Annotated in this window: 18 protein-coding genes and 2 pseudogenes; 15 read left to right on the forward strand and 5 right to left on the reverse strand. The window is 61.5% G+C overall.

Annotated features, from left to right (window positions below):
* Positions 1-100 precede the first annotated feature (100 nt).
* On the reverse strand, positions 101-2026 hold the full coding sequence (locus tag ACOYW1_RS27110) for a molybdopterin biosynthesis protein (protein WP_482420442.1): 1926 nt from the start codon (positions 2024-2026) through the stop codon (positions 101-103).
* A gap of 65 nt (positions 2027-2091) precedes the next feature.
* The gene (locus tag ACOYW1_RS27115; RefSeq protein WP_482420443.1) at positions 2092-3255 is read right to left on the reverse strand and encodes a molybdopterin molybdotransferase MoeA; all 1164 of its coding nucleotides are present in this window, start codon (positions 3253-3255) and stop codon (positions 2092-2094) included.
* Between the two features lie 316 nt (positions 3256-3571).
* Between ACOYW1_RS27115 and ACOYW1_RS27120 the strand changes: the two genes are divergently transcribed.
* The 9 genes and pseudogenes from ACOYW1_RS27120 to ACOYW1_RS27160 all read left to right on the forward strand — a co-directional run bounded on the left by ACOYW1_RS27120 (position 3572) and on the right by ACOYW1_RS27160 (position 11236).
* A complete protein-coding gene (locus ACOYW1_RS27120; protein ID WP_482420444.1) occupies positions 3572-4222 on the forward strand; it encodes a LolA family protein in 651 nt (216 codons plus the stop codon).
* A gap of 62 nt (positions 4223-4284) precedes the next feature.
* Positions 4285-4419, forward strand: a pseudogene (gene nadA / locus ACOYW1_RS27125) (quinolinate synthase NadA); the annotation flags it as partial.
* Positions 4420-4501: 82 nt separating this feature from the next.
* A complete protein-coding gene (locus tag ACOYW1_RS27130) occupies positions 4502-5182 on the forward strand; it encodes a quinolinate synthase NadA (RefSeq protein ID WP_482420445.1) in 681 nt (226 codons plus the stop codon).
* Between the two features lie 249 nt (positions 5183-5431).
* Positions 5432-6250: a nitroreductase family protein gene (locus ACOYW1_RS27135; RefSeq protein WP_180138091.1), complete on the forward strand. Its 819-nt coding sequence runs from the start codon at positions 5432-5434 to the stop codon at positions 6248-6250.
* Positions 6251-6421: 171 nt separating this feature from the next.
* Positions 6422-6772, forward strand: a complete 351-nt coding sequence (hypA, locus tag ACOYW1_RS27140) for a hydrogenase maturation nickel metallochaperone HypA (RefSeq protein WP_180138094.1) — start codon at positions 6422-6424, stop codon at positions 6770-6772.
* A gap of 34 nt (positions 6773-6806) precedes the next feature.
* The gene (hypB, locus tag ACOYW1_RS27145) at positions 6807-7478 is read left to right on the forward strand and encodes a hydrogenase nickel incorporation protein HypB (protein ID WP_482420446.1); all 672 of its coding nucleotides are present in this window, start codon (positions 6807-6809) and stop codon (positions 7476-7478) included.
* Positions 7479-7873: 395 nt separating this feature from the next.
* The gene (locus ACOYW1_RS27150; protein ID WP_482420447.1) at positions 7874-8167 is read left to right on the forward strand and encodes a hypothetical protein; all 294 of its coding nucleotides are present in this window, start codon (positions 7874-7876) and stop codon (positions 8165-8167) included.
* Positions 8168-8430: 263 nt separating this feature from the next.
* The gene (locus tag ACOYW1_RS27155; RefSeq protein WP_482420448.1) at positions 8431-9435 is read left to right on the forward strand and encodes an alpha-hydroxy-acid oxidizing protein; all 1005 of its coding nucleotides are present in this window, start codon (positions 8431-8433) and stop codon (positions 9433-9435) included.
* A gap of 394 nt (positions 9436-9829) precedes the next feature.
* Positions 9830-11236 carry an MATE family efflux transporter gene (locus ACOYW1_RS27160; protein WP_482420449.1) on the forward strand — a complete coding sequence of 469 codons (1407 nt, stop codon included), beginning with the start codon at positions 9830-9832 and terminating at the stop codon, positions 11234-11236.
* 166 nt (positions 11237-11402) lie between these two features.
* Here the strand turns inward: ACOYW1_RS27160 and ACOYW1_RS27165 are convergent, their stop codons facing one another.
* Complete coding sequence (locus ACOYW1_RS27165; RefSeq protein ID WP_482420450.1) at positions 11403-12506, reverse strand: PQQ-dependent sugar dehydrogenase; 1104 nt, start codon at positions 12504-12506, stop codon at positions 11403-11405.
* A gap of 106 nt (positions 12507-12612) precedes the next feature.
* A complete protein-coding gene (locus ACOYW1_RS27170) occupies positions 12613-12810 on the reverse strand; it encodes a rhodanese-like domain-containing protein (protein ID WP_482418534.1) in 198 nt (65 codons plus the stop codon).
* Between the two features lie 379 nt (positions 12811-13189).
* Between ACOYW1_RS27170 and ACOYW1_RS27175 the strand changes: the two genes are divergently transcribed.
* The 4 genes from ACOYW1_RS27175 (at position 13190) to ACOYW1_RS27190 (ending at position 15528) form a co-directional block, all read left to right on the forward strand.
* Positions 13190-13699, forward strand: a complete 510-nt coding sequence (locus tag ACOYW1_RS27175; RefSeq protein WP_482420451.1) for a CD3072 family TudS-related putative desulfidase — start codon at positions 13190-13192, stop codon at positions 13697-13699.
* A gap of 153 nt (positions 13700-13852) precedes the next feature.
* The gene (locus ACOYW1_RS27180; RefSeq protein WP_482420452.1) at positions 13853-14134 is read left to right on the forward strand and encodes a transporter substrate-binding domain-containing protein; all 282 of its coding nucleotides are present in this window, start codon (positions 13853-13855) and stop codon (positions 14132-14134) included.
* Position 14135: 1 nt separating this feature from the next.
* Positions 14136-14564, forward strand: a complete 429-nt coding sequence (locus ACOYW1_RS27185) for a substrate-binding periplasmic protein (RefSeq protein ID WP_482420453.1) — start codon at positions 14136-14138, stop codon at positions 14562-14564.
* Between the two features lie 373 nt (positions 14565-14937).
* Complete coding sequence (locus ACOYW1_RS27190; protein WP_482423835.1) at positions 14938-15528, forward strand: ABC transporter permease subunit; 591 nt, start codon at positions 14938-14940, stop codon at positions 15526-15528.
* Between the two features lie 129 nt (positions 15529-15657).
* Here the strand turns inward: ACOYW1_RS27190 and ACOYW1_RS27195 are convergent, their stop codons facing one another.
* Entirely contained in the window at positions 15658-16359 is a 702-nt protein-coding gene (locus ACOYW1_RS27195) for a potassium channel family protein (protein ID WP_482420454.1), read from the reverse strand.
* Positions 16360-16712: 353 nt separating this feature from the next.
* Between ACOYW1_RS27195 and ACOYW1_RS27200 the strand changes: the two genes are divergently transcribed.
* Complete coding sequence (locus ACOYW1_RS27200; RefSeq protein WP_482418539.1) at positions 16713-17303, forward strand: TetR/AcrR family transcriptional regulator; 591 nt, start codon at positions 16713-16715, stop codon at positions 17301-17303.
* Between the two features lie 78 nt (positions 17304-17381).
* Positions 17382-19183 (forward strand): annotated as a pseudogene (locus tag ACOYW1_RS27205) (acyl-CoA dehydrogenase family protein).
* Positions 19184-19405 lie beyond the last annotated feature (222 nt).

Raw genomic sequence — 19405 nt, forward strand, 5'->3', positions numbered from 1 at the left:
CAGACAGGGGGTGCGATTAACACGTATGGAGTCCCCTTCGTCTCCCCCACACCGATGGGAAACAGACCCCGGGAGACTCCCCTTCCATGGGCCGTCGGCCCTAAAATGTCGCCACCACCTCGCCGGTGGTGTCCGTGCTGTAGCCCCCCAGGGCCAGGACGCGCGTTTTGAATCGTTGGGAACGGATGGTGGCCAGAAGGGCCGTCACCATGGGGGTGTCAAGGTAGTCGTTGTCGATGAGCAGGTCGTACTGTTCCGTCACCACGGGAATAAAGTCAAGATCCAGGGCCCGGGCGGCGGCATAGATGCCGAGGCCGGCATCGGCGGTTCCGGAGAGAACGGCCACGGCCACAGACATGTGTGTATACTCATCCCGAGTATAGCCGTCAATCAATTTATCATCAATTCCCAATGTTTTAAGGCGATAATCCAGGAGGATACGGGTGCCTGAGCCCCCTTGCCGGTTGACAAACCGGACACCGTCAGCGGTGAGGTCCTCCATGCCGCGGATCCCCTTGGGATTTCCCTTGGCCACCATGAGCCCCTGCTCGCGGGTGACCAGGTTCACCAGGGTAAGGCGGCGATCCGGCAGGTAGGTCTCCACATAGGAGCGGTTGTAGCTGCCGTCGGAGGGATCCAGAAGGTGAATACCCGCCAGGTGGCAGGTGCGGCGCTTCAGGGCCATGAGCCCCCCCATGCTCCCCACATGGCTGGAGGAGATGCGCACGTCCCCTGCGTCCCGCCGGATCTCGTCGGCCAGAAGGTCCAGGGTGTTGTCGTGGCTTCCCACCACCACCAGGGTGCGCCCCACGGCCGAGGCGGGCCGCAGCAGCTCGCAGGCCACGTCGGTGCCTGCGGCAAGCCCCTCCACATGGGCCGGAATCCGAATGATGCCGTCGGCCTCGGTGATGCTGGTCAGGGTCCCTGCGCCCCCGGCGATGGGGGTGGCGATGACCCGCTCCCCCACCCGGCCGAGCTTCACCCGGAGAAACTCCTCCACCCCCAGCTTGGAGGCCACCTTGCGGGAGGGTGAGGCCGACAGGGTGGGCTTGGCCTCAAAGGAGCGCCCTGCCAGGGAGGCCAGCAGGGGCGAAAGGCACTGTTCAAAGGCAACAATGGCCGACACCGGATACCCCGGCATGCCGAACACCGGCACCCCCTTGACCTCCCCTGCCAAAACGGGCTTGCCCGGCATGATGGTGACCCCGTGAAACAGAAGGCGCCCCAGGCCGGTCACCACGGTTCGGGCATAATCGGCAGAGCCCGCCGACGAGCCCCCGATGATCACGATGGCGTCGACCCCGTCCTCGGCCGCCTTGACCACGCAGGCGGAGATGGCGTCGGGGTCGTCTTCGATGATGGGGTGGGCCAGGGCCTCGCCCCCGTCTTTCTCCACCATGGCGGCCAGCATGTGGGAGTTGGACTCAAAGATGCGCCCCGGCTCCGGGGTGGCCATGCCTTCCCGGTCAAGGGTCACAAGCTCTGAGCCCGTGGGGATGATGAGGACCTGGGGTCGTTCGTGAACGGCCACCGTAAAGATGCCTGCGGTGATCAAGGCCCCCACGCAGTACGGGGTGACCAGGTGGCCCGTGGGGAAAAGAAGCTCGGTGGCAACAATGTCCTCTCCCATCTTTCGGACGTATTGAAAGGGGTAGGCCGGGGCCTCGATCTCCATCTCGGTGTCGGAGACAGGGTTGACGGCCTCGATCATGATCACGGCATCGCACCCTTCGGGCAGGCGATGCCCGGTGTTGACGGGAAAGGCGCTCTCCCCCACCACCAGGGTGCGGGGACGGCCTTCCGAGGCGCCGTAGGTGGCCTCGGCCAGCACGGCGATGCCGTCCATGGCCGCGGCGTGGTACCCCGGGGAAGAGGCCCTTGCAAACACCGGCTCGGCCAGAACGCGGCCTGCGGCCCGGGCCGAGGGGATCGTGACCGTCGGCATGCGCCGAGAGCCAAAGTGGTGCGCAATCCGTTGCTGCGCCTCGTCAAGGGAGATCATGTCAAGGTAGACGTTTCTGTCCATGGGGATATGCCCTTTGTTCCTAAGTGATCGTCAAATAACAGGTCGGCATGCGTACCGCCCCGGGCCTATGGCAGCAGGCGAACCGAGACGATGGCATCCCGGTAGAGCCCCTCGGTGTCGCGGTTGATGCGGATGAGCCCGTGGGCATGGACCATGGTGTGGATCAAGCCGGATTTGCCGGGCAGGGGTTCGGCACGGTAGCCGTCGCCCTCGGCGACAAGGCGGGTGCGGACAAAATCGGTGCGTCCCTGGGCCGAGGCGATGTTGCGGGTCAGGCGAGCCGGCACCACAGGCCGTGCCTTGAAAGACGCACCGGCCGCGGCCAGCAAAAAGGGGCGCACCACCACCTCAAAGACCACCATGGCCGAAGCCACGTGGCCGGGCAGGCCCCACACCGGCTTGTCGCCGATACGGGCCAGGATCGTGGGCTTTCCCGGGCTGATGGCAATGCCGTGCACCAGCACCTGGCTCTCCGTCGCCTTTTCCATGGCCGCTAGGGTGCGGTCCCGCATGCCCACGGAGCTGCCCCCGGAGATGAGGACCATGTCGCAGGAGGCCAGGGCCTTTTCAAGGAGGGGCTCCAGCTCCCCCTCGCCGTCACCGGCGATGCCGAAGGAGAGGGGATCGCCCCCGGCCTCGGTGACCATGGCCGAAAGGGTGTGGGTGTTGATGTCCCGGATCTGCCCCCGAACAGGGGTTTGCCCCACGGGAATCACCTCGTCTCCGGTGGAGACGATGCCCACCCGGGGCTTTTTCCGCACGGCCACCGTGGTGCAGCCCGCAGCGGCCAGCAGGCCGGCTTCCGCCGGTCCCACCAGGGTGCCGGGAGCCAGAATCCCGCGCCCCTTTTCAAAGTCTTCCCCCCGGGTAATCACGTGATGGCCGGGGGCCACGCTCCGGTAGACCTCGATGGTGGCCTCGTCCACGCGATCGGTGTGTTCCACCATCACCACGGCATCGGCCCCGTCGGGGAGCATGCCTCCCGTGGAGATGGCTGCCGCCTCCCCCTGGCCCAGGACGAAATCGGGCTCTTCGCCCATGGCCACGGTGCCGGTCAGGCGAAGCCAGGCCGGAGAGCCGTCGGAGGCGCCGAAGGTATCGGCCCCGACGGCGTATCCGTCCGGACATGAGGCCTGGTCAAAACCGGGGATGTCCACATCCGATGCGATCTCCCCGGCAAGGGTGCGGCCCAGGGCCGCCTCAAGGGGGACCTCTTCGGCGCCTGTCACGGGAAAACTCCCGACGCGGGCGATCACATCATCCAAATCTGAAACGTTGAAAAATCCTGTCATGAAGCGGTGATTCCATGGTTGTGTGGGGTGGGCGATGGGGATGCGTGCCCGGCATGCCCGGGCAGTCTCTCCTGCGGCAGGGCATGAGTGACGCGGACATCGTTTCCCTACGTGATACCATACCCCTTACCGGAGTTCAAATCAGAGATTTGTAACAGAGCAAAAGGCCTTGCTATGGTTGGAAAAATTGGGTAAGGGATGGCCTTGGCACCGATAAATCCCCCTTACCCCAACCCTATTATGGAGGGTGTTTGTGAAACGGACTCTTTTCCTTTTGTGTCTCCTGCTCATCCCCGTCTCCGCCTTTTCGGAGACAAAAACGGCCCCGGCCCCTGATGCCGCAACCCTTATTCAACGCGTGGCCAGCCGCCTGGGCGCCGAGGGCTTTTCCGCCCGATTTTTCCAGGAATCGCCCTTGAAGGCCATCGGCATCGTGGAGACCGCCGAAGGACAGGTGTGGTTCCGCAAACCCAACCGCGTGCGCTGGGAGTACGAAACCCCGGACCGCCTCCACTACGTCACCGACGGCAAGACCCTCTGGGTCCACAGCCTCGACGATGCCCAGGTGTGGACCGGTTCGGCCGAGGCCTTCTTCGGCCAGAACGGCGGCGCCCGTTTCCTGGCCGATGTGGAAACCGTCACCGAGCGCTTCACCCCTGCCCCCCCCACCCGGGAACAGGAGAGCTTCCGCCTGGAACTGACCCCCAAGCAGGAGAGCGACCCCCTGGGCCGGGTGGTGCTCTTCATCCATGCCGGTACCTACGATATCACCCGGGTGGTCTCCACCACAAAAACCGGGGAAGAGACCACCCTCACCTTCAGCCACCTTGTGCGAACCCTGCCGGAACTGTCCCGGTTCACCTTTGAGATCCCCGAAGGGGCCGTGGTTTCGCCCCTGGAGTAATTCAGCCTCACGTGTCACGGCCCCGGCCGCCCAAGGACCCACAGCAAGGAGTACCCCAAGCAATGGAAGCAACCAAACAAACCATCCGAGCCCTGCTCAAAGAGAAAAATGCCATCCTCCTGGCCCACAACTACGTGCTGCCGGAGGTCCAGGATGTGGCGGATCTCTGCGGCGACTCCCTGGAACTCAGCATCAAGGCGGCCGCCACCGACGCCGAGGTCATCGTCTTCTGCGGGGTTCACTTCATGGCAGAGTACTGCCTCAACCCCGGAGAAAACCGTGCTCCTGCCCGTGAAAGAGGCGGGATGCCCCATGGCCGACATGGTCACCCCCGAAGCCCTGGCTGCCCGCAAGGCCGAACTCCCCGGCGTGCCCGTGGTTACCTACGTCAACTCCTCGGCGGCGGTGAAGGCCATCTCCGACGTCTGCTGCACCAGCGCCAACGTGGTCAAGGTGGTGGCAAGCTTAAAGGAGAAAGAGGTCCTCATGACCCCGGACCGCAACCTGGCCCAGTACGCAGCCTCCCAGACCGACAAGACCGTCCACCTCTGGGAAGGGTACTGCCCCTTCCACAACACCTTAACGGCCAAGACCGCCCTGGCCGTCAAGGCCAAGCACCCCGACGCCGTCTTCATGGCCCACCCCGAGTGCCCCCCGGAGGTTCTCGAAGTGGCCGACGTGGTGACCTCCACCTCGGGCATGCTCACCTATGCCGGACAGTCCCCTGCCACCACCTTCATCGTGGGCACCGAGGTGGGCATCCTCTACCCCCTGTCCCAGCAGAATCCGGAAAAGACCTTTATCCCGGCCTCCCTGGAGATGACCTGCGCCGACATGAAACGCATCCGCTTAAACGACATCGTCACCTGCCTTGAGACCCTCTCAGGGGAGGTGAAGGTCCCGGAGGAGATCCGCGTCCCGGCCCTCTCCGCCGTGGAGAAGATGATCGCCATGAAGTAGTCCCCCATGGGCCGGAAGGGCCTCCCCTTCCGGCCACGGGGCGGTACCCCGGCCAAATTCATTCGCCTACAAAGCATTATCCCGTCCCGTAAACACCCGCCCGACCCCGCCCCCAACAGCCATCATCCCCTTTTGACAAGAAAATGAAAAAGGTTGATCATCGCAAGGGGATATGATTTCTCTTACACAGCATACAAAATAATTTGGGTGGGGATAGGGCCCCACGAACACAAAGGAGAGAGAAGACCAATGGCATTGTTTACGGTGGACCAGGCGTTGTGTAACGGAGACGGCATCTGCGCGGCAGAGTGCCCCATGATGATCATCCAGATGAAGGAGGGCACCCCCACCCCGGCCAAAGGGGCGGAGAAGATGTGCATCAACTGCGGCCACTGCGTGGCGGTCTGCCCCAAAGGGGCCCTCTCCCTTGCCACCTTGTCCCCTGAGGGCTGCCTTGCCGTGGAAAAGGACTTAAGCGCCTCCCCGGCCCAGGCCGAGCAGTTCCTGAGGAGCCGCCGCTCCATCCGAAACTACAAAAAGACCCCGGTGGACAAGGCCCTCATCGAAGACGCCATCCGCGTGGCGAGCCACGCCCCGTCCGGCCACAACTTCCAGCCCGTACGCTGGCAGGTGATCTACGACACCGACAAGGTCAAGGAGCTCTGCGGCCACGTCATCGACTGGATGAAGTGGATGATCAAAGAGCAGCCCGACACCGCCAAAAAGCTCCACCTGGACCTTGTGGTGGCCGGCTGGGACTTCGGCATGGACACCATCAACCGAAACGCCCCCCACCTCATCCTCGTCAACGCCGACAAGCGCAACCCCACAGGCCAGGCCGCCTGCACCATCGCCATGAGCTACTTAGAGCTCATGCTCCCCTCCCTGGGGCTGGGGGGCTGCTGGAACGGGTTCTTCAACGCCGCGGCCATCTTCTGGCCCCCGCTGCAGAAGGCCCTGAACTTAGGTGAGACCACCGGCAACTACGGCGCCATGATGGTGGGCCACCCGAAATTCGCCTACCACCGCATGCCCCCCCGCAACACCCCGGAGGTGGCCTGGGTGTAACCCGGCAACACCGGCTTCCACGCTCAGATTAGCCGGATAAAAGCGCCTCGAACAGCCAAAGCCCTCCCCCTCGTGCCTCAAGGTGAGGGCTTTGGCAAAGGCGACAAACCGTCTGCCCCCCGGCAGGGCCGTCGGAGTTTTTTTTGGGCCGAACAATGTAAGGAAAAGACCATGCATGAACTGCCGGTGATGAACAGCATCCTGAGGGTGGTGATGAAACACGCAGCCCTGAACCGGGTCACCAAGGTGGCGGCCATCGAGCTCAAGGTGGGAAAACTCAGCGACCTGGAAGAAAAATGGATGCAGCACTACTTCGACTTTCTCACCAAGGGCACCCTGGCCGAAGGGGCCAAACTGGAGATCGAGTGGGGGGACGTGGTGATGCGCTGCAGCGGATGCGCCCGGGAGTTTTCCACGGAGCCCGCCCACGACACCTTCGGCGTCTGCCCCCACTGCGGCAACAAGGGAGGCGAAATCCTCTCGGGCAAAGAGTATTATGTCAAAAACATGGTGGCCCAGTAAGGACGCCAGAAAAAAAGACACAAAGGAAAAAACCATGGGCGACAACGTCAGGCTCATCGAAGTCAAAGAAAACGTTCTGGACGACAACGACAAGGTGGCCAAAGAGCTCAGGGCCCGCCTGAAACAGGAAAAAACCTTTCTGGTGAACCTCATGGCCTCCCCCGGGGCGGGAAAGACCAGCACGGTGATCCAGACCGTCCGCCGCCTGGGCGAAGCACTCTCCATCGGCGTGCTGGAGGCGGACATCGACTCCATGGTGGATGCGGAAAAGGTGGCTGAAACCGGCGTCACCGCCGTTCAGATGCGCACCGGCGGCTTCTGCCACCTGGACGCCACCATGGTTACAGACGGCCTCTCGGCCATCGGCTCGGAAAACTTCGACCTCATCATCCTGGAAAACGTGGGCAACCTCGTCTGCCCGGCCGAATTCGACACGGGCTCTGCCGTCAACGTCATGGTCCTGTCGGTGCCTGAAGGGGACGACAAGCCCCTGAAGTACCCCCTGATGTTCTCGGTGTGCGATGTGGTCCTCATCAACAAAATCGACACCTGCGAGCTCTTCGACTTCGACCGCACGCGCTTTGAAGAAGGGGTACGCAAGGTCAACCCGAACTGCACCCTGTTTGACATCTCCTGCCGCACCGGCGAAGGCCTGGACGCCTGGGCGGACTGGCTCAAAGAGCAAGTCAAAACCCACAACAACTGACCCGGCAAGCCATTCCCCTCCCTCAGTTATCGCGGGAGGGGAAGGGCCAACGTATTTAAAAATCAAGTTAACTCCGGCGGGTCGCTTTTTGAAAAAAGCGCCGCAAAAACGTTCCGGTAATTAATAAAGAAGAGGGGCTATGCCCTGTAGGGACGAAGCCTCAATAAACAAAACCTGTTTGTCTAACTTTTCAAACGTTTTGCCCCCGGCAGGGCCGCCGGAAGCAAAACTCTAAATGCGTTGACCCTGGCGGAAGGGTGAATCGGGCTTGCATTTTTTTTTCGCATGATATAACAATGTTCACAGTTGATACTATCGATCCGAATGGACACAACCGTTCCATCGCCCCCCCACAGACCGACAATCGATAGACGAACGGACATCCCGGAGAGCCCATGATCCCGACCCTGTGCCGGCCCACTGCCGCCCCCCCACCTACCCGCTCCACCTCGGCTGCGTTGCGCCTTGCCCTGGGTGGCCCCGGGCCTGGGTGCGGGCCCGTCGACGCCATGGCCCCGCTCTCCATCATCAACCACGGATCCAGTCCCTCCTGTGACAACCGCACTGAGCGCTGCCCCTTCCCCGCCGTCCCCGGTGACCGTTACGCAGCCTCCCTCTGTTTTCAAGGGGCCCCCACCTGGTATACGCCCCGACCCGTCGATTTAAGATCCGGAGCAGCAGCACACTGAGACCTGGGAGGGGGCGAAGGCGCGCGCCCCCTCCCGGACACCTCAGCCATCCCATTGTCATTCCAAACGAAACGGTGTAGGAAAGAGACACCCTGCCACGGCTTCCGGTGGCCCCGGAACCCGTCGGAGGGCATTGTCGGACCAATGGGCCTTCCCCCATAATAAGGTGGGCCAATGGAGAATTACGGCCGCCGCTGCGGTGGTGAGCCCCCCTCTTTTCCGATACGCCAGGAACACCTCAACGCGAAACAAGGGAGTCGACCATGGAAACCATCAGAAAATCAGCACGAGAAAAGATGAAGGGATACTGCAGGGTCTGTCCGGTGTGCAACGGCAAGGCCTGTGCCGGAGAAGTACCGGGCATGGGCGGGCTGGGCACGGGCTCGGCCTTCCACGCCAACCTCGAAGCCCTGGACTCGGTACGGTTCAACATGAAACTCGTCCACGGCGTCAAGGCCCCCATTACCCATACCGAATTCTTGGGACTCTCCCTGTCCATGCCCCTTCTGGCCGCGCCCATCGGCGGGGTCTCCTTTAACATGGGCGGAGGCGACGTCACCGAAGGGGCCTACATCGACGCCATCGTGGAAGGGTGCAAGGCCAAGGGGCTCATCGGCTGCACCGGCGACGGGGTGCCGGAGATCATCCACGCCTCGGGCAACGCCGCCATCGAAAAGGCCGGGGGCCACGGCATCCCCTTTATCAAGCCCTGGGAAGAAAAAGAGTTCTTCGACAAGCTGGAGAAAGCCGAAGCAACCGGCGCCACCGTGTTCGGCGTGGACATCGACGCGGCCGGCCTGGTCACCCTGGCCAAGATGGGCCGCCCGGTCACCCCCATGACCGTGGCCGACCTCGAGCAGGTGATGAAGGCCACCTCCATGAAGTTCATCCTCAAAGGGGTGATGACCGTCCATGACGCCCTCTGCGCCAAAGAGGCCGGGGCCGAAGCCATCGTGGTCTCCAACCACGGCGGCCGGGTGCTGGACTCCGCCCGGCAAGATGGTTTCCCGGAAATCGCCGAGGCCGTGGGCTCGGAGATGACCGTTTTGGTGGACGGCGGCATCCGAAGTGGAAGCGACATCCTGAAGATGCTGGCCCTGGGCGCCCACGGGGTGATGATCGGCCGCCCCTTCTCCATCGCCGCCGTGGGCGGGCTCCAGCAAGGGGTGGAAACCTACATCGACACCCTCCGGACCCAGCTCCTCCAGGCCATGATCCTCACCGGCACCGACAACGTGAACCGGGTGGAGTCGGGGATTCTCCGGTAAAAAACGCAAACAAAACGCCTCCGGCGGCCCTGCCGGGGGCCAAACATTTAAAACGTTTGATAAACAGGTCTTTGATCGTTTGGGTTGCGATCTTCAAAAAAACCGAGAAAGATCGACCGACACGGAGCGCGGCACTCCAGGGTGCAAGGGTGTTCGGGGGATGATGTCAATACGCCATGGCCCAAACGGATGATCAAGGTCGACGTTTATTTGAAAGGCAGATGTGCTTTTCCCCGAAGAATCCGCCTACGCCCATGGCTATGGGTCACCATTCGATTAACGTCAATGGGCTACGGCGCCACAAGCGAGGGGCAAAGCGCACCTGCAACCTGCTTTCAAGGCGGCACACCTTGCCGCCGGAGGCTGTTTTTTTTTAAGAGCGTGACAAAACGTTATGGCATTGAAATTTACCGGGCCTTCCGCCCATCGAGACGACTACCGCCGCGTCCTTGACGTCAGCCTGCCCCTGGTGGCGGGCATGGCCTCCACCACGGTGATGGAGTTCACCGACCGGATCTTTGTGGGAAACCACTCCGTGGCCGAAGTGGCCGCCGCCACCCCGGCAGGCATCGCCTATTTTCTCCCCCTCTCCCTTTTTCTGGGCACCGTGGGCTACGTGAGCGTCTTTATCTCCCAGTACCGGGGGGCCGGAATGGAGGGACGCATCGGAAGCTGCCTCTGGCAGGGACTCTGGCTCAGCCTCCTGGCAGCCGTTGTGATGCTCGGCTACTCCTTTTGCGCCCGGCCCCTTTTCGACCTGGCGGGCCACGGGGAGACCATCGCCGCCTATGAGCGCATCTACTTCCGCACCCTCTGCCTGGGGGCTTTTTTCAGCCTGGCAAGCTCGGCCCTCTCCGGCTACTTCTCCGGCATGGGGCGCACCCGCCCCGTTATGGTGGTGAACATCATCGGCATGGTGATGAACATTCCCCTGGACTATGCCCTGATCAACGGCATCGGTCCCTTTCCGGAGCTTGGCATCTTCGGGGCGGGCCTTGCCACGGTGAGCGCCTCGGCCCTCATCTTCTTTCTCTTTGCGGGGCTTGTCCTGGCCCGGGAAGGGGGCCAGGGGCTGGGGTTCACCCGCTGGGTGCCCGTGCCGTCCCTCATGAAAAAAGTCCTCCACTACGGGCTTCCGGGCGGGCTTCACCTCTTTCTGGATATCTTTGCCTTTACCTTCTTTGTCTTCCTGGTGGGCCGCCTGGGGGAAACGGCCCTTGCCGCCACCAACATCGCCTTGTCCATCAACTCCCTGGCCTTCATGCCCCTCTACGCCTTTTCAAGCGGCACCAGCGTGCTGGTGGGCAACCACCTTGGGGGCGGGGAGCTCAAAAAAGCCGAGTCCGTTACCTTTGCCTCCCTGCACCTGGCCCTGGTCTATGTGCTGCCCTTGTGCGCCCTCTTTCTCTTTGCCCCCGAGCCCCTCATCAACCTCTTTGCCCCGGCCGGGGGAAGCCCCGAGGCCTTTGCCCCGGTGCGGGAGGCAGGGGTCGTCTGCCTCCGGTTCGTGGTGGTCTACCTCTTCTTCGACACCGTGGGCTTTGTGGCCTCCGGCGCCCTGTCCGGGGCCGGGGACACCCGCTACATCATGTGGGCCACCCTCATCTGCGCCTTCACCCTCATGATCCTTCCCGCAGGCACCGGCGTCCTCGCCCTGGGCCTTGGCCTCACCTTTGCCTGGTGCTGCCCCACCGTCTACATCGCCGGGCTCTGCCTGGCCACCGTGGCCCGCTACATCAACGGCCCCTGGCGCTCCATGCGGCTGGTGGAAGCAGACACGCCTCCGGCGACCAAGGTCTGAGCCCTTGGAACCCAAGGTCGACATGTCGCACTCGCTGACAGGCGGCGGTACATGAGAGGCGTCACACCCTGCGCGAATGCCCCGATAGCGGTTGGATGATGGCTGCCACCATGCAGTCGCCACAGGGTTTCAAGGTGCCCCCACCTTGCCGCCGAAGGCCTGCTTTTTACATCCCTTTCCAGTCAATCCGATAGAGGGTTCCGGCGTGATCATCTGAGACAAGGAGGCTGCCGTCCCCCATCACCTCAAGGTCCACGGGGCGGCCGAAGACCTCATCGCCACGGTGCCAGCCTGTGGCAAAGGGCTCGTAGGAGACGGGGGTGTTGCCGGAAAGGCGGACAAGGGAGATGCGGTACCCGATCTTTTCCGAGCGGTTCCAGGAACCGTGCTCGCAGATAAAGATTTGGTTGCGGTATTCGGGGGGAAACCGTGTGCCTGAATAAAAGCGCATCCCAAGGGAGGCCACATGGGGTCCCAGGGGCTGAGCAGGCGGGGTGAGGGAGAGCCCGTCGGGCACGGTTTTAAAGCCCGGGTCCGAAAGGTCGGCGCCATGGCGGTAGGGAAAGCCAAAGTGAAGACCGGGCTGCGGGGCATGGTTCAATTCGTCCGGCGGCAGGTCGTCGCCCAGGTGGTCCCGGCCGTTGTCGGTGAACCAGAGCTGCCCGGTGCCGGGGTGCCAGTCCAGGCCCACGGAGTTGCGCACCCCGCGGGCAAACACCCCCACTTTTCCCGTGGCAACATCTAAGGTGGTGATGGTTCCGAACAGGGTGCCGGAGGTGTCGCACACGTTGCAGGGAGCACCCACGGGTACGTAGAGCAACCCGTCCGGGCCAAAGCGAATCACTTTGAGGCCGTGCCACCGCCTGTCCGGATAGCGGGCCACCACCTCAGGCTTCGGCGGTGCATCAAGGCGATCCATGATCCTGGGGTAGCGCAGGATGCGGTGAATCTCTCCCACAAAAAGGTCCCCGTCCCGAAAGGCCACCCCGTTGGGGCGGTTGAGGCCGGAGAGAAGCACCCGCACAGACTCAGCCTGTCCGTCTCCGTCGTCGTCACTCACCAGATAGACCCGATCCCGGCGGGTCCCCACAAACCAGACCCCGGAAGGTCCCCGGGCCAGGGCCCTGGCATGGGGAACCTGGTCGGTGAACACCGAGATGTGAAACCCTTCCGGCAGGTCCATGGCAGGTGCCGCGCCCCCGGGTGACGAAAGCCCGAGCAGGGCAACGAGAATGATTCCAGCCAACCGTTTACGGGGAAAGCACCACAAGCCCCGCCTCCTTCCACCCCTCCACCCCGCCCTTGAGTGCTTTGGCATTGGGAAACCCTCCGGCAATCAATGTGGCCGCAAGACCTGCGGCGCTGTGTTCATCGGGTCAATTGCAATAAAACACCACCTCAGTGGCCCTGGGCATCATGGGCAGGCGCCTCTGAAACCGCTCCAGGGATATGGCCCCGTCCAGGTGCATCTGCCTGAACCTCTCCTCCGCCTCATAGGCACAGACCAGCCAGGCCGCCTTGCGGGCCAGCTTGCCCTGCATCTCCTGAGGGGTCACGCGGGGTATGTCGCTCATGGTCCACCTTTTTGTCATCCATAGAAGGGGTTGAAGAAAACGGGTGCCCTGACAGCGCACCCGACGAAAAACCCCAAAACGGCTTTGGGACGCTACGCCGGACCGGCAGGAGGAGACGCAAAAAAAATCGCGGGACAATAAATGGGAGGACTCATGGAAAGGGTTTGGGTTCTATTTTACCATACCTTTTGCAAAACTCAACGATCCAGAGATGTTGAAATCCCTTACCCCTCAAAGCTTTCGGCAGCCGCATAGATCATTTCTATAAATCGATACGAAAACATCTATTCAAACAATTTGACATCTTCTCCCGGTTTCGACTTTCCTTCACCCCACCGAATACCCCCAACAATGACCAGTCACAGCCCGGGAGGCTCCCATGCACCGAAAAAAACGCGTGATGGTGGTGTGCCACTGCATCCTCAACGCCAACGCCAAAATCCATCCCCTGGCTCGAACCGCAGGGACCTACCAGGAGGTCATCGCCCCCTGCCTTGAAAAGGGCGTGGGGCTGGTGCAGCTCCCCTGCCCCGAGCTCTCCTACCTCGGAATGAAGCGCTGGGGCATGACCAAAGAGCAGTACGATGTCCCGGCTTTCAGGGCCCACTGCCGCACCCTCCTGGCACCGGTGGTGGACCAGCTGAAACTCCTTGTCGACGACGGCTGCACCATTGAAGGGGTGGTGGGCATGGACGGAAGCCCCAACTGCGGGGTGCGGAAAACCTGCACCGGCTACACAGGGGGCGAGATCACAGGGAGCACCACCCTGCCCGAGCAGATGGCCAACCTCGCCATGGTCAAGGGCATGGGGGTCTTTTTTGAAGAACTCTCCGCCCTGATGCAGGAAAACGGCCTCTGCGCCCCCTTTGACGCCGTGGATGAAAGCTGAAAAAAAGCGCCGCAAAAAACGTTCCCTACACACCAAAGCTTGTCGACGACTTTTGGCAGAGCCTTGAAAAACCGATTTTAAAACCTGTTTATCCAACTTTTCAAACAATTCGCCCCCGGCAGGGCCGCCGGAGGCATCAAAAAGGAGAAACCCATGAAACGAATCATATCTGCGCTTTTTGCGTCACTTTTTATCAGCGGCGTTGCCCTGGCATCCGACGGATCTTTGGAAAAAATCCGGTCCCAAAAGGAAGTGGTGGTGGGCTTTTGCGCCCAGTACCCGCCCTTTGAGTCCAAAAACCCTGAAAACGGTAACTTTGAAGGGTTTGACGAGGACCTGGCCAGAGCCCTGGCCAAGGTAATACGGGCGTCGGTGCGCTTTGTGGACGCTGAATGGGAGGGGACTCCTGGGCGGCCTGGGCAAGGGGGATTTTGACATGCTTCTCACCTGCATGTCCAAGTCCGAGGCCCGCCACGCCAACGCCAACTTCAGCGACGTCTATTACCGCCTGGCAGACGTCATCGTGGTCAGCGCCAAAAACAAGGACATCAAAGGCCTTGCCGACCTCTCGGGCAAGACCGTGGGGGTTCAGGTGGGCTCCGAAAGCGAGCAGCTGGCCGACGGCATGAAAGAGCGGTTCAAGAGCCTCAAGCGATACAACTACAACCCCGAGGCCTTTGCCGACTTAAAGTTCGGCCGCATCGACGCGGTGCTGGTGGGCATCACCTACGCCCTACGCCAGAACAAGGTGGACTCGTCCTTTAAGGTGGTGGGCGCGCCCCTGACTAAGCTGATTCGTGGCCGTGATGAAAAAAGGCGCCTGATGCCCTCACCGGTGAGGTCAACGCAGCCCTCGGCCGCCTGAAAGCAAGCGGCGAATACGCCGCCATCCATGACCGCTGGCTGGCCATGTAATCAAAAGCATGCCTTCTATGGTTAAAGTGGGTAAGAAAAGCCTGCCTCCGGCGGCGAGGTGAGCCACCTCGAAAGCTTATTGCCATTGCGCTTTGTCCCTCGTTCCTCGGGCCAAAGCGCAATGGCCTTCGGATCGGGCTTCGCCCGACAGAAACGCTGAGGGTTTGTGCGGGCTGATTCACACGCTTTGAAGTCACACGATACGTTGTTGCAACGTGTCCATTATCGCAATCGTTACAGGAGTCACATACAATGGAAGACTTTCAATTTGACGTGCTCCAGCGGGGCTGGCCCCTTCTCATGGATGGGCTCACAAGGTAACCCTGGGCCTTTCGGCAGCCGCCTTTATCCTGGCCCTGGCCCTGGGCATCGGGGTGGGGGTCCTCCGCTCGGAGAGCCCCTTGTTCAGAAGGCTTCTCTCCCCGTATGTGGAGGTGTTTCGGGGCACGCCCCTTCTCATCCAGCTCTTTTTTATCTACTACGGCCTGCCCTCCATCGGCATCACCCTGTCCAGCACTGCGGCGGGGGTCCTGGGCCCTGGGCCTCAACGGTGGGGCCTACATCTCCGAGATCATCCGGGGCGCCCTTTTTTCCGTGCCTTCCGGCCAAAAGGAAGCGGCCACGGCTCTTGGCCTTTCCCGCCTCCAGGCCCTGGGCTACGTGGTGCCCAGGCCCTCCGAACGGCCACCCCCCCTTTGGTGAATGCCTTCTCAGCCACCCTCAAGGAGTCTTCCCTGGTTTCGGTGCTGGCCATCACCGAACTCACCCGGGCCAGCCAGCTCATCTACACCCGCACCTTCCGTGCCTTTGAGGTCTACCTTGCCGTGGGCCTCCTCTACTTTGCCCTCATCTACGCGGTTTCCCGACTCTCCAGGCGCCTGGAACAACAAAAGGCGTTTTCCCCCGCAGCCTGATGCGGGAAGACAAACGCCTTTTCTTTGAAGGACAAGACAACGCCTCCGGCGGCAAGGGGCTACAGCCCCAGAGTCGCACATGCTCGGCACAAGGCAGGAGACAGCTTAACCCCCTTGCCACCCTGCTCTTTAGCCCTTAGCCTTTTGCCTTTTCGCCTTTCCCCTTTTGCCCTTTCCTCCTTTTACCCCCTCGACCTTCCTGATCTTCTCGACTTGCATCCGTCGGCACACCATCATGTCGCTCTCCTTGAGGACAAAATCCGCGGTGGGGATCATGTGCATCTTCTCCGGCACGAACTCCTTGATGGCCACCACCTGCACCCCGAAGCGGTTGATGAGGTTGAGCTCTTTGAGGCTTTTTCCGATAAAGGGGGCGGGCACGGCCATCTGCACGATGCCGTGGCCCTCGATGAAGGGGAGGTAGTCCAGCATGTCCGGGGTGTGAAGCTTTTCGGCCATGGAGATGGCCAGGTCCTTTTCCGGGAAAAAGACCTCCCCAACACCGATCTTATGGAGAATTCGGGTATGGGGCTCGCTGATGGACTTGGCCATGAGGTTGGTGACCCCGAGCTCCTGAAGGTTCAACACCGTCAGGATGGAGTTGCTCAGGATCGAACCGATGCAGACAACCACCCGGTCCATCTCGGCAAGGCCCAGGCCGGCGATGGCCTCCGGGTCCGTGGTGTCGGCCACCAGGGCCCGGCTCACGTGCCCCTTGATCTTCTGGACCAGGCCCGCGTCCGCGTCGATGGCCAGGACTTCATGGCCCTTCTCATAGAGGTGGCAGGCCAGGTACCATCCGTGGTACCCCTTCAATGCCGATGACCGCAAACTGTTTCATCCTTATATTCGTCTCCCTTGGTTGATCCATGCCGCTCAAAGGCGGCCCCTTTTCGCTTATACCCTTCCTGGGTCCCTTTTTCCAGCACAGGCCCTCCAGGCCCCCGGGCCGATACCGTTTCTGTGTTCCTTTTCCGGACCTTAGTTATAAAAGCAATTTCCATGCCGCCAAATAAAATACTCGCCTCTCGTATCACGCTGATTTAACAACGGAGACACAGGGATCATAAGAAATTGCCTTGACAAAAATGCGCCATTTCTCATAGTATTGAATGGGCATTCATTCATAATCAACCGGGGAGTCGGTTTTCCCCCAAATTCCCAGGCGTATCAACTGGAACCATATGAAATCAGACAAATATCATCTTATCATAGAAGCAGCCATCACCGTCTTTGCCAAGCAGGGCTACTACCAGACCACCGTGGCTCAGATCGCTCGGGAAGCCGGTGTTGCCGACGGCACCATCTACCTCTACTTCAAGAACAAGGAGGACATCCTCCTCCAGATCTTCTCGTTTCGTGCCAAGCAGATTTTTGACCAGTTCTACGATGCCGTGGCCCACTGCGACCACTCCGAAGAGAAGCTCCGCAGCCTGATCCGGAACCAGCTCACCGCCTTCCAGGCCGACAAAGGGCTGGCCGTGGTCTTCCAGGCCGAATCCCGTCAGGTAAGAAAATCAGACGCCCTCACCGAACAGATCAACCAGATCTCCAAGCAGTACCGCAACCTGGTGGGAGAGATCGTGGAGAAGGGACAGGAGGAGGGGTGCATGCGCAAAGACCTCTACCTCGGCCTGGTCAAGCGCTTCATCTTAGGGGCCGTGGAAGAGGTCATCAACACCTGGGTCCTGGCCGGCGGCCGTTACGATCTGGCCTCCATGGCCGACCCCCTGGTGGACCTATACATGCGAGGCATCGGCAACACCGAGTCGTAACCGACCACATGAAAGAGAACGGCGGGGCCATCTTGGCCGCGCCTTTAACAACATTAGGTTCTAAGGAGAGAAGGAAACATGGCTCAAGTCATTTCAGAGCGATGTTGCCGCAAGTTGTCGTGCATGAACAGTTCGAGGTGGGCAACTTAAGCAAAAACGACAGGTTTGCCGAGTTCAACAAAAAAACCGTGGACATGATCGTCAACGAAGCGCGCAACCTGGCCGTCAAAGAGCTTCTCCCCATCAACAAGGACGGGGATGAGCAGGGGTGCACCTTCGACGCCGGCAAGGTCATCGTGCCCGACTCCTTCAAGCGCGTCTACGACCTCTTCAACGAAGGGGAGTGGCTGGCCATGACCGAAGATCCCAAGTGGGGGGGCCAGGGCATGCCCCACGTGGTGGGCCAGGCAGCCGCCGAGTACTTCAACGGGGCCAACTACCCCTTCATGATGTACGGCAACCTCACCCACGGCGCCGGCAAGCTCGTGGAGTCCTTCGGCACCGACGAGCAGAAGGCCACCTACCTGAAAAAACTCTACACCGGTGAGTGGGGCGGCACCATGCTCCTCACCGAGCCCTGCGCAGGCTCCGACGTAGGGGCCCTGGAGACCGTGGCCAAGAAGAACGATGACGGCACCTACTCCATCAGCGGCTCCAAGATCTTCATCTCCGGCGGCGAGCACGAGATGGTGGACAACATCATCCACCCGGTCCTGGCCCGCATCGAAGGAGCCCCCGCCGGCACCCGCGGCATCAGCCTCTTCCTCGTGCCCAAGTACCTCGTCAACGAAGACGGCAGCCTGGGCGCCTTCAACGACGTGGTCTGCACCGGTATCGAGCACAAGATGGGCATCCACGGCAACTGCACCTGCTCCCTCACCCTGGGCGGCAAGGGCCAGTGCGTGGGCACCCTCATCGGCGAAGAGAACAAGGGCATGGCCCACATGTTCCTCATGATGAACGAGGCGCGCCTCCACGTGGGGATGCAGGGCTTTGCCTGCGCCACCGCCGCTTACATGTACGCCCTGGACTACGCCAAGCAGAGGGTCCAGGGGGCCAACCTCACCAAGCCCAAGGACGGCGGTGTGCCCATCATCCAGCACCCGGATGTGCGGCGCCAGCTCCTCACCATGAAGGCTTACGTGGAGGCCATGCGAAGCACCATCTACTACATGGGCCTGCTGCGGGACTACACCCACGTGGCCGAGGACGAAGAGACCAAGGCCATGTACGAGGGCCTCATCGAGATCCTCACCCCGGTGGCCAAGGGCTATGTCACGGACCGCGCCTTTGAGATGTGCAGCCACGCCGTTCAGGTTTACGGCGGCTACGGCTTCATCGAGGAGTACCCCGTGGCCCAGCTCCTGCGCGACTGCCGCATCACCATGATCTACGAAGGCACCAACGGCATCCAGGCCATGGACCTTTTGGGCCGCAAGCTCGGCATGAAAAAGGGCAAGGTCTTCATGGACCTCATGGGCGAGATCGGCAAAACCGTGGCCGCGGCCAAAGAGTACGAGGTCCTGGCCCCCTTTGCCGCCAAGGTGGAGGCCTCCCTCATGAAGCTCGGCGAGCTGGCCATGCACATGGGCAAAACCGCCATGAGCGAGAAGGTGCAGAGCGCCTTTGCCTACGCCCACCCCTTCCTGGAGGTGACCGGCGACGTGGTGATGGCCTGGATGCTCCTCTGGCGAGGGACCTCCGCGGCCAAGGGCCTTGAAAAGGCCAAGAAGAAGGACATCCCCTTCTACGAAGGCCAGATCAAGAGCCTCGACTTCTTCACCGGCTGCGTGCTCCCCGTCACCGAAGGCAAAATGGAGATGATCAAGGCCACCAACAGCGCCATCGTGGACATCGCCGAGGAGTCGTTCATCTGCTAACGATGCCCTAACGGTGCGGCACACGGTGCCACAGGCTGACGCGGAGGGGGGCGGCGTTCCCGGGCCCCTCTCCGCCAACCGCCCCAAGGGAGGCAAGCATTGAAAAAAACGGCATAAGCGAGCTGGCACAAACATGCTCCATTCATTTTCCGGGAGGGGCACCGGGGCCATGCGTTTTTCTTGCATTTCTTCCCCTGGCACACCCCGATTTCCCTTGCCGCT

It is taken from the genome of Desulfoluna sp. CYM3A, from assembly GCF_056829965.1.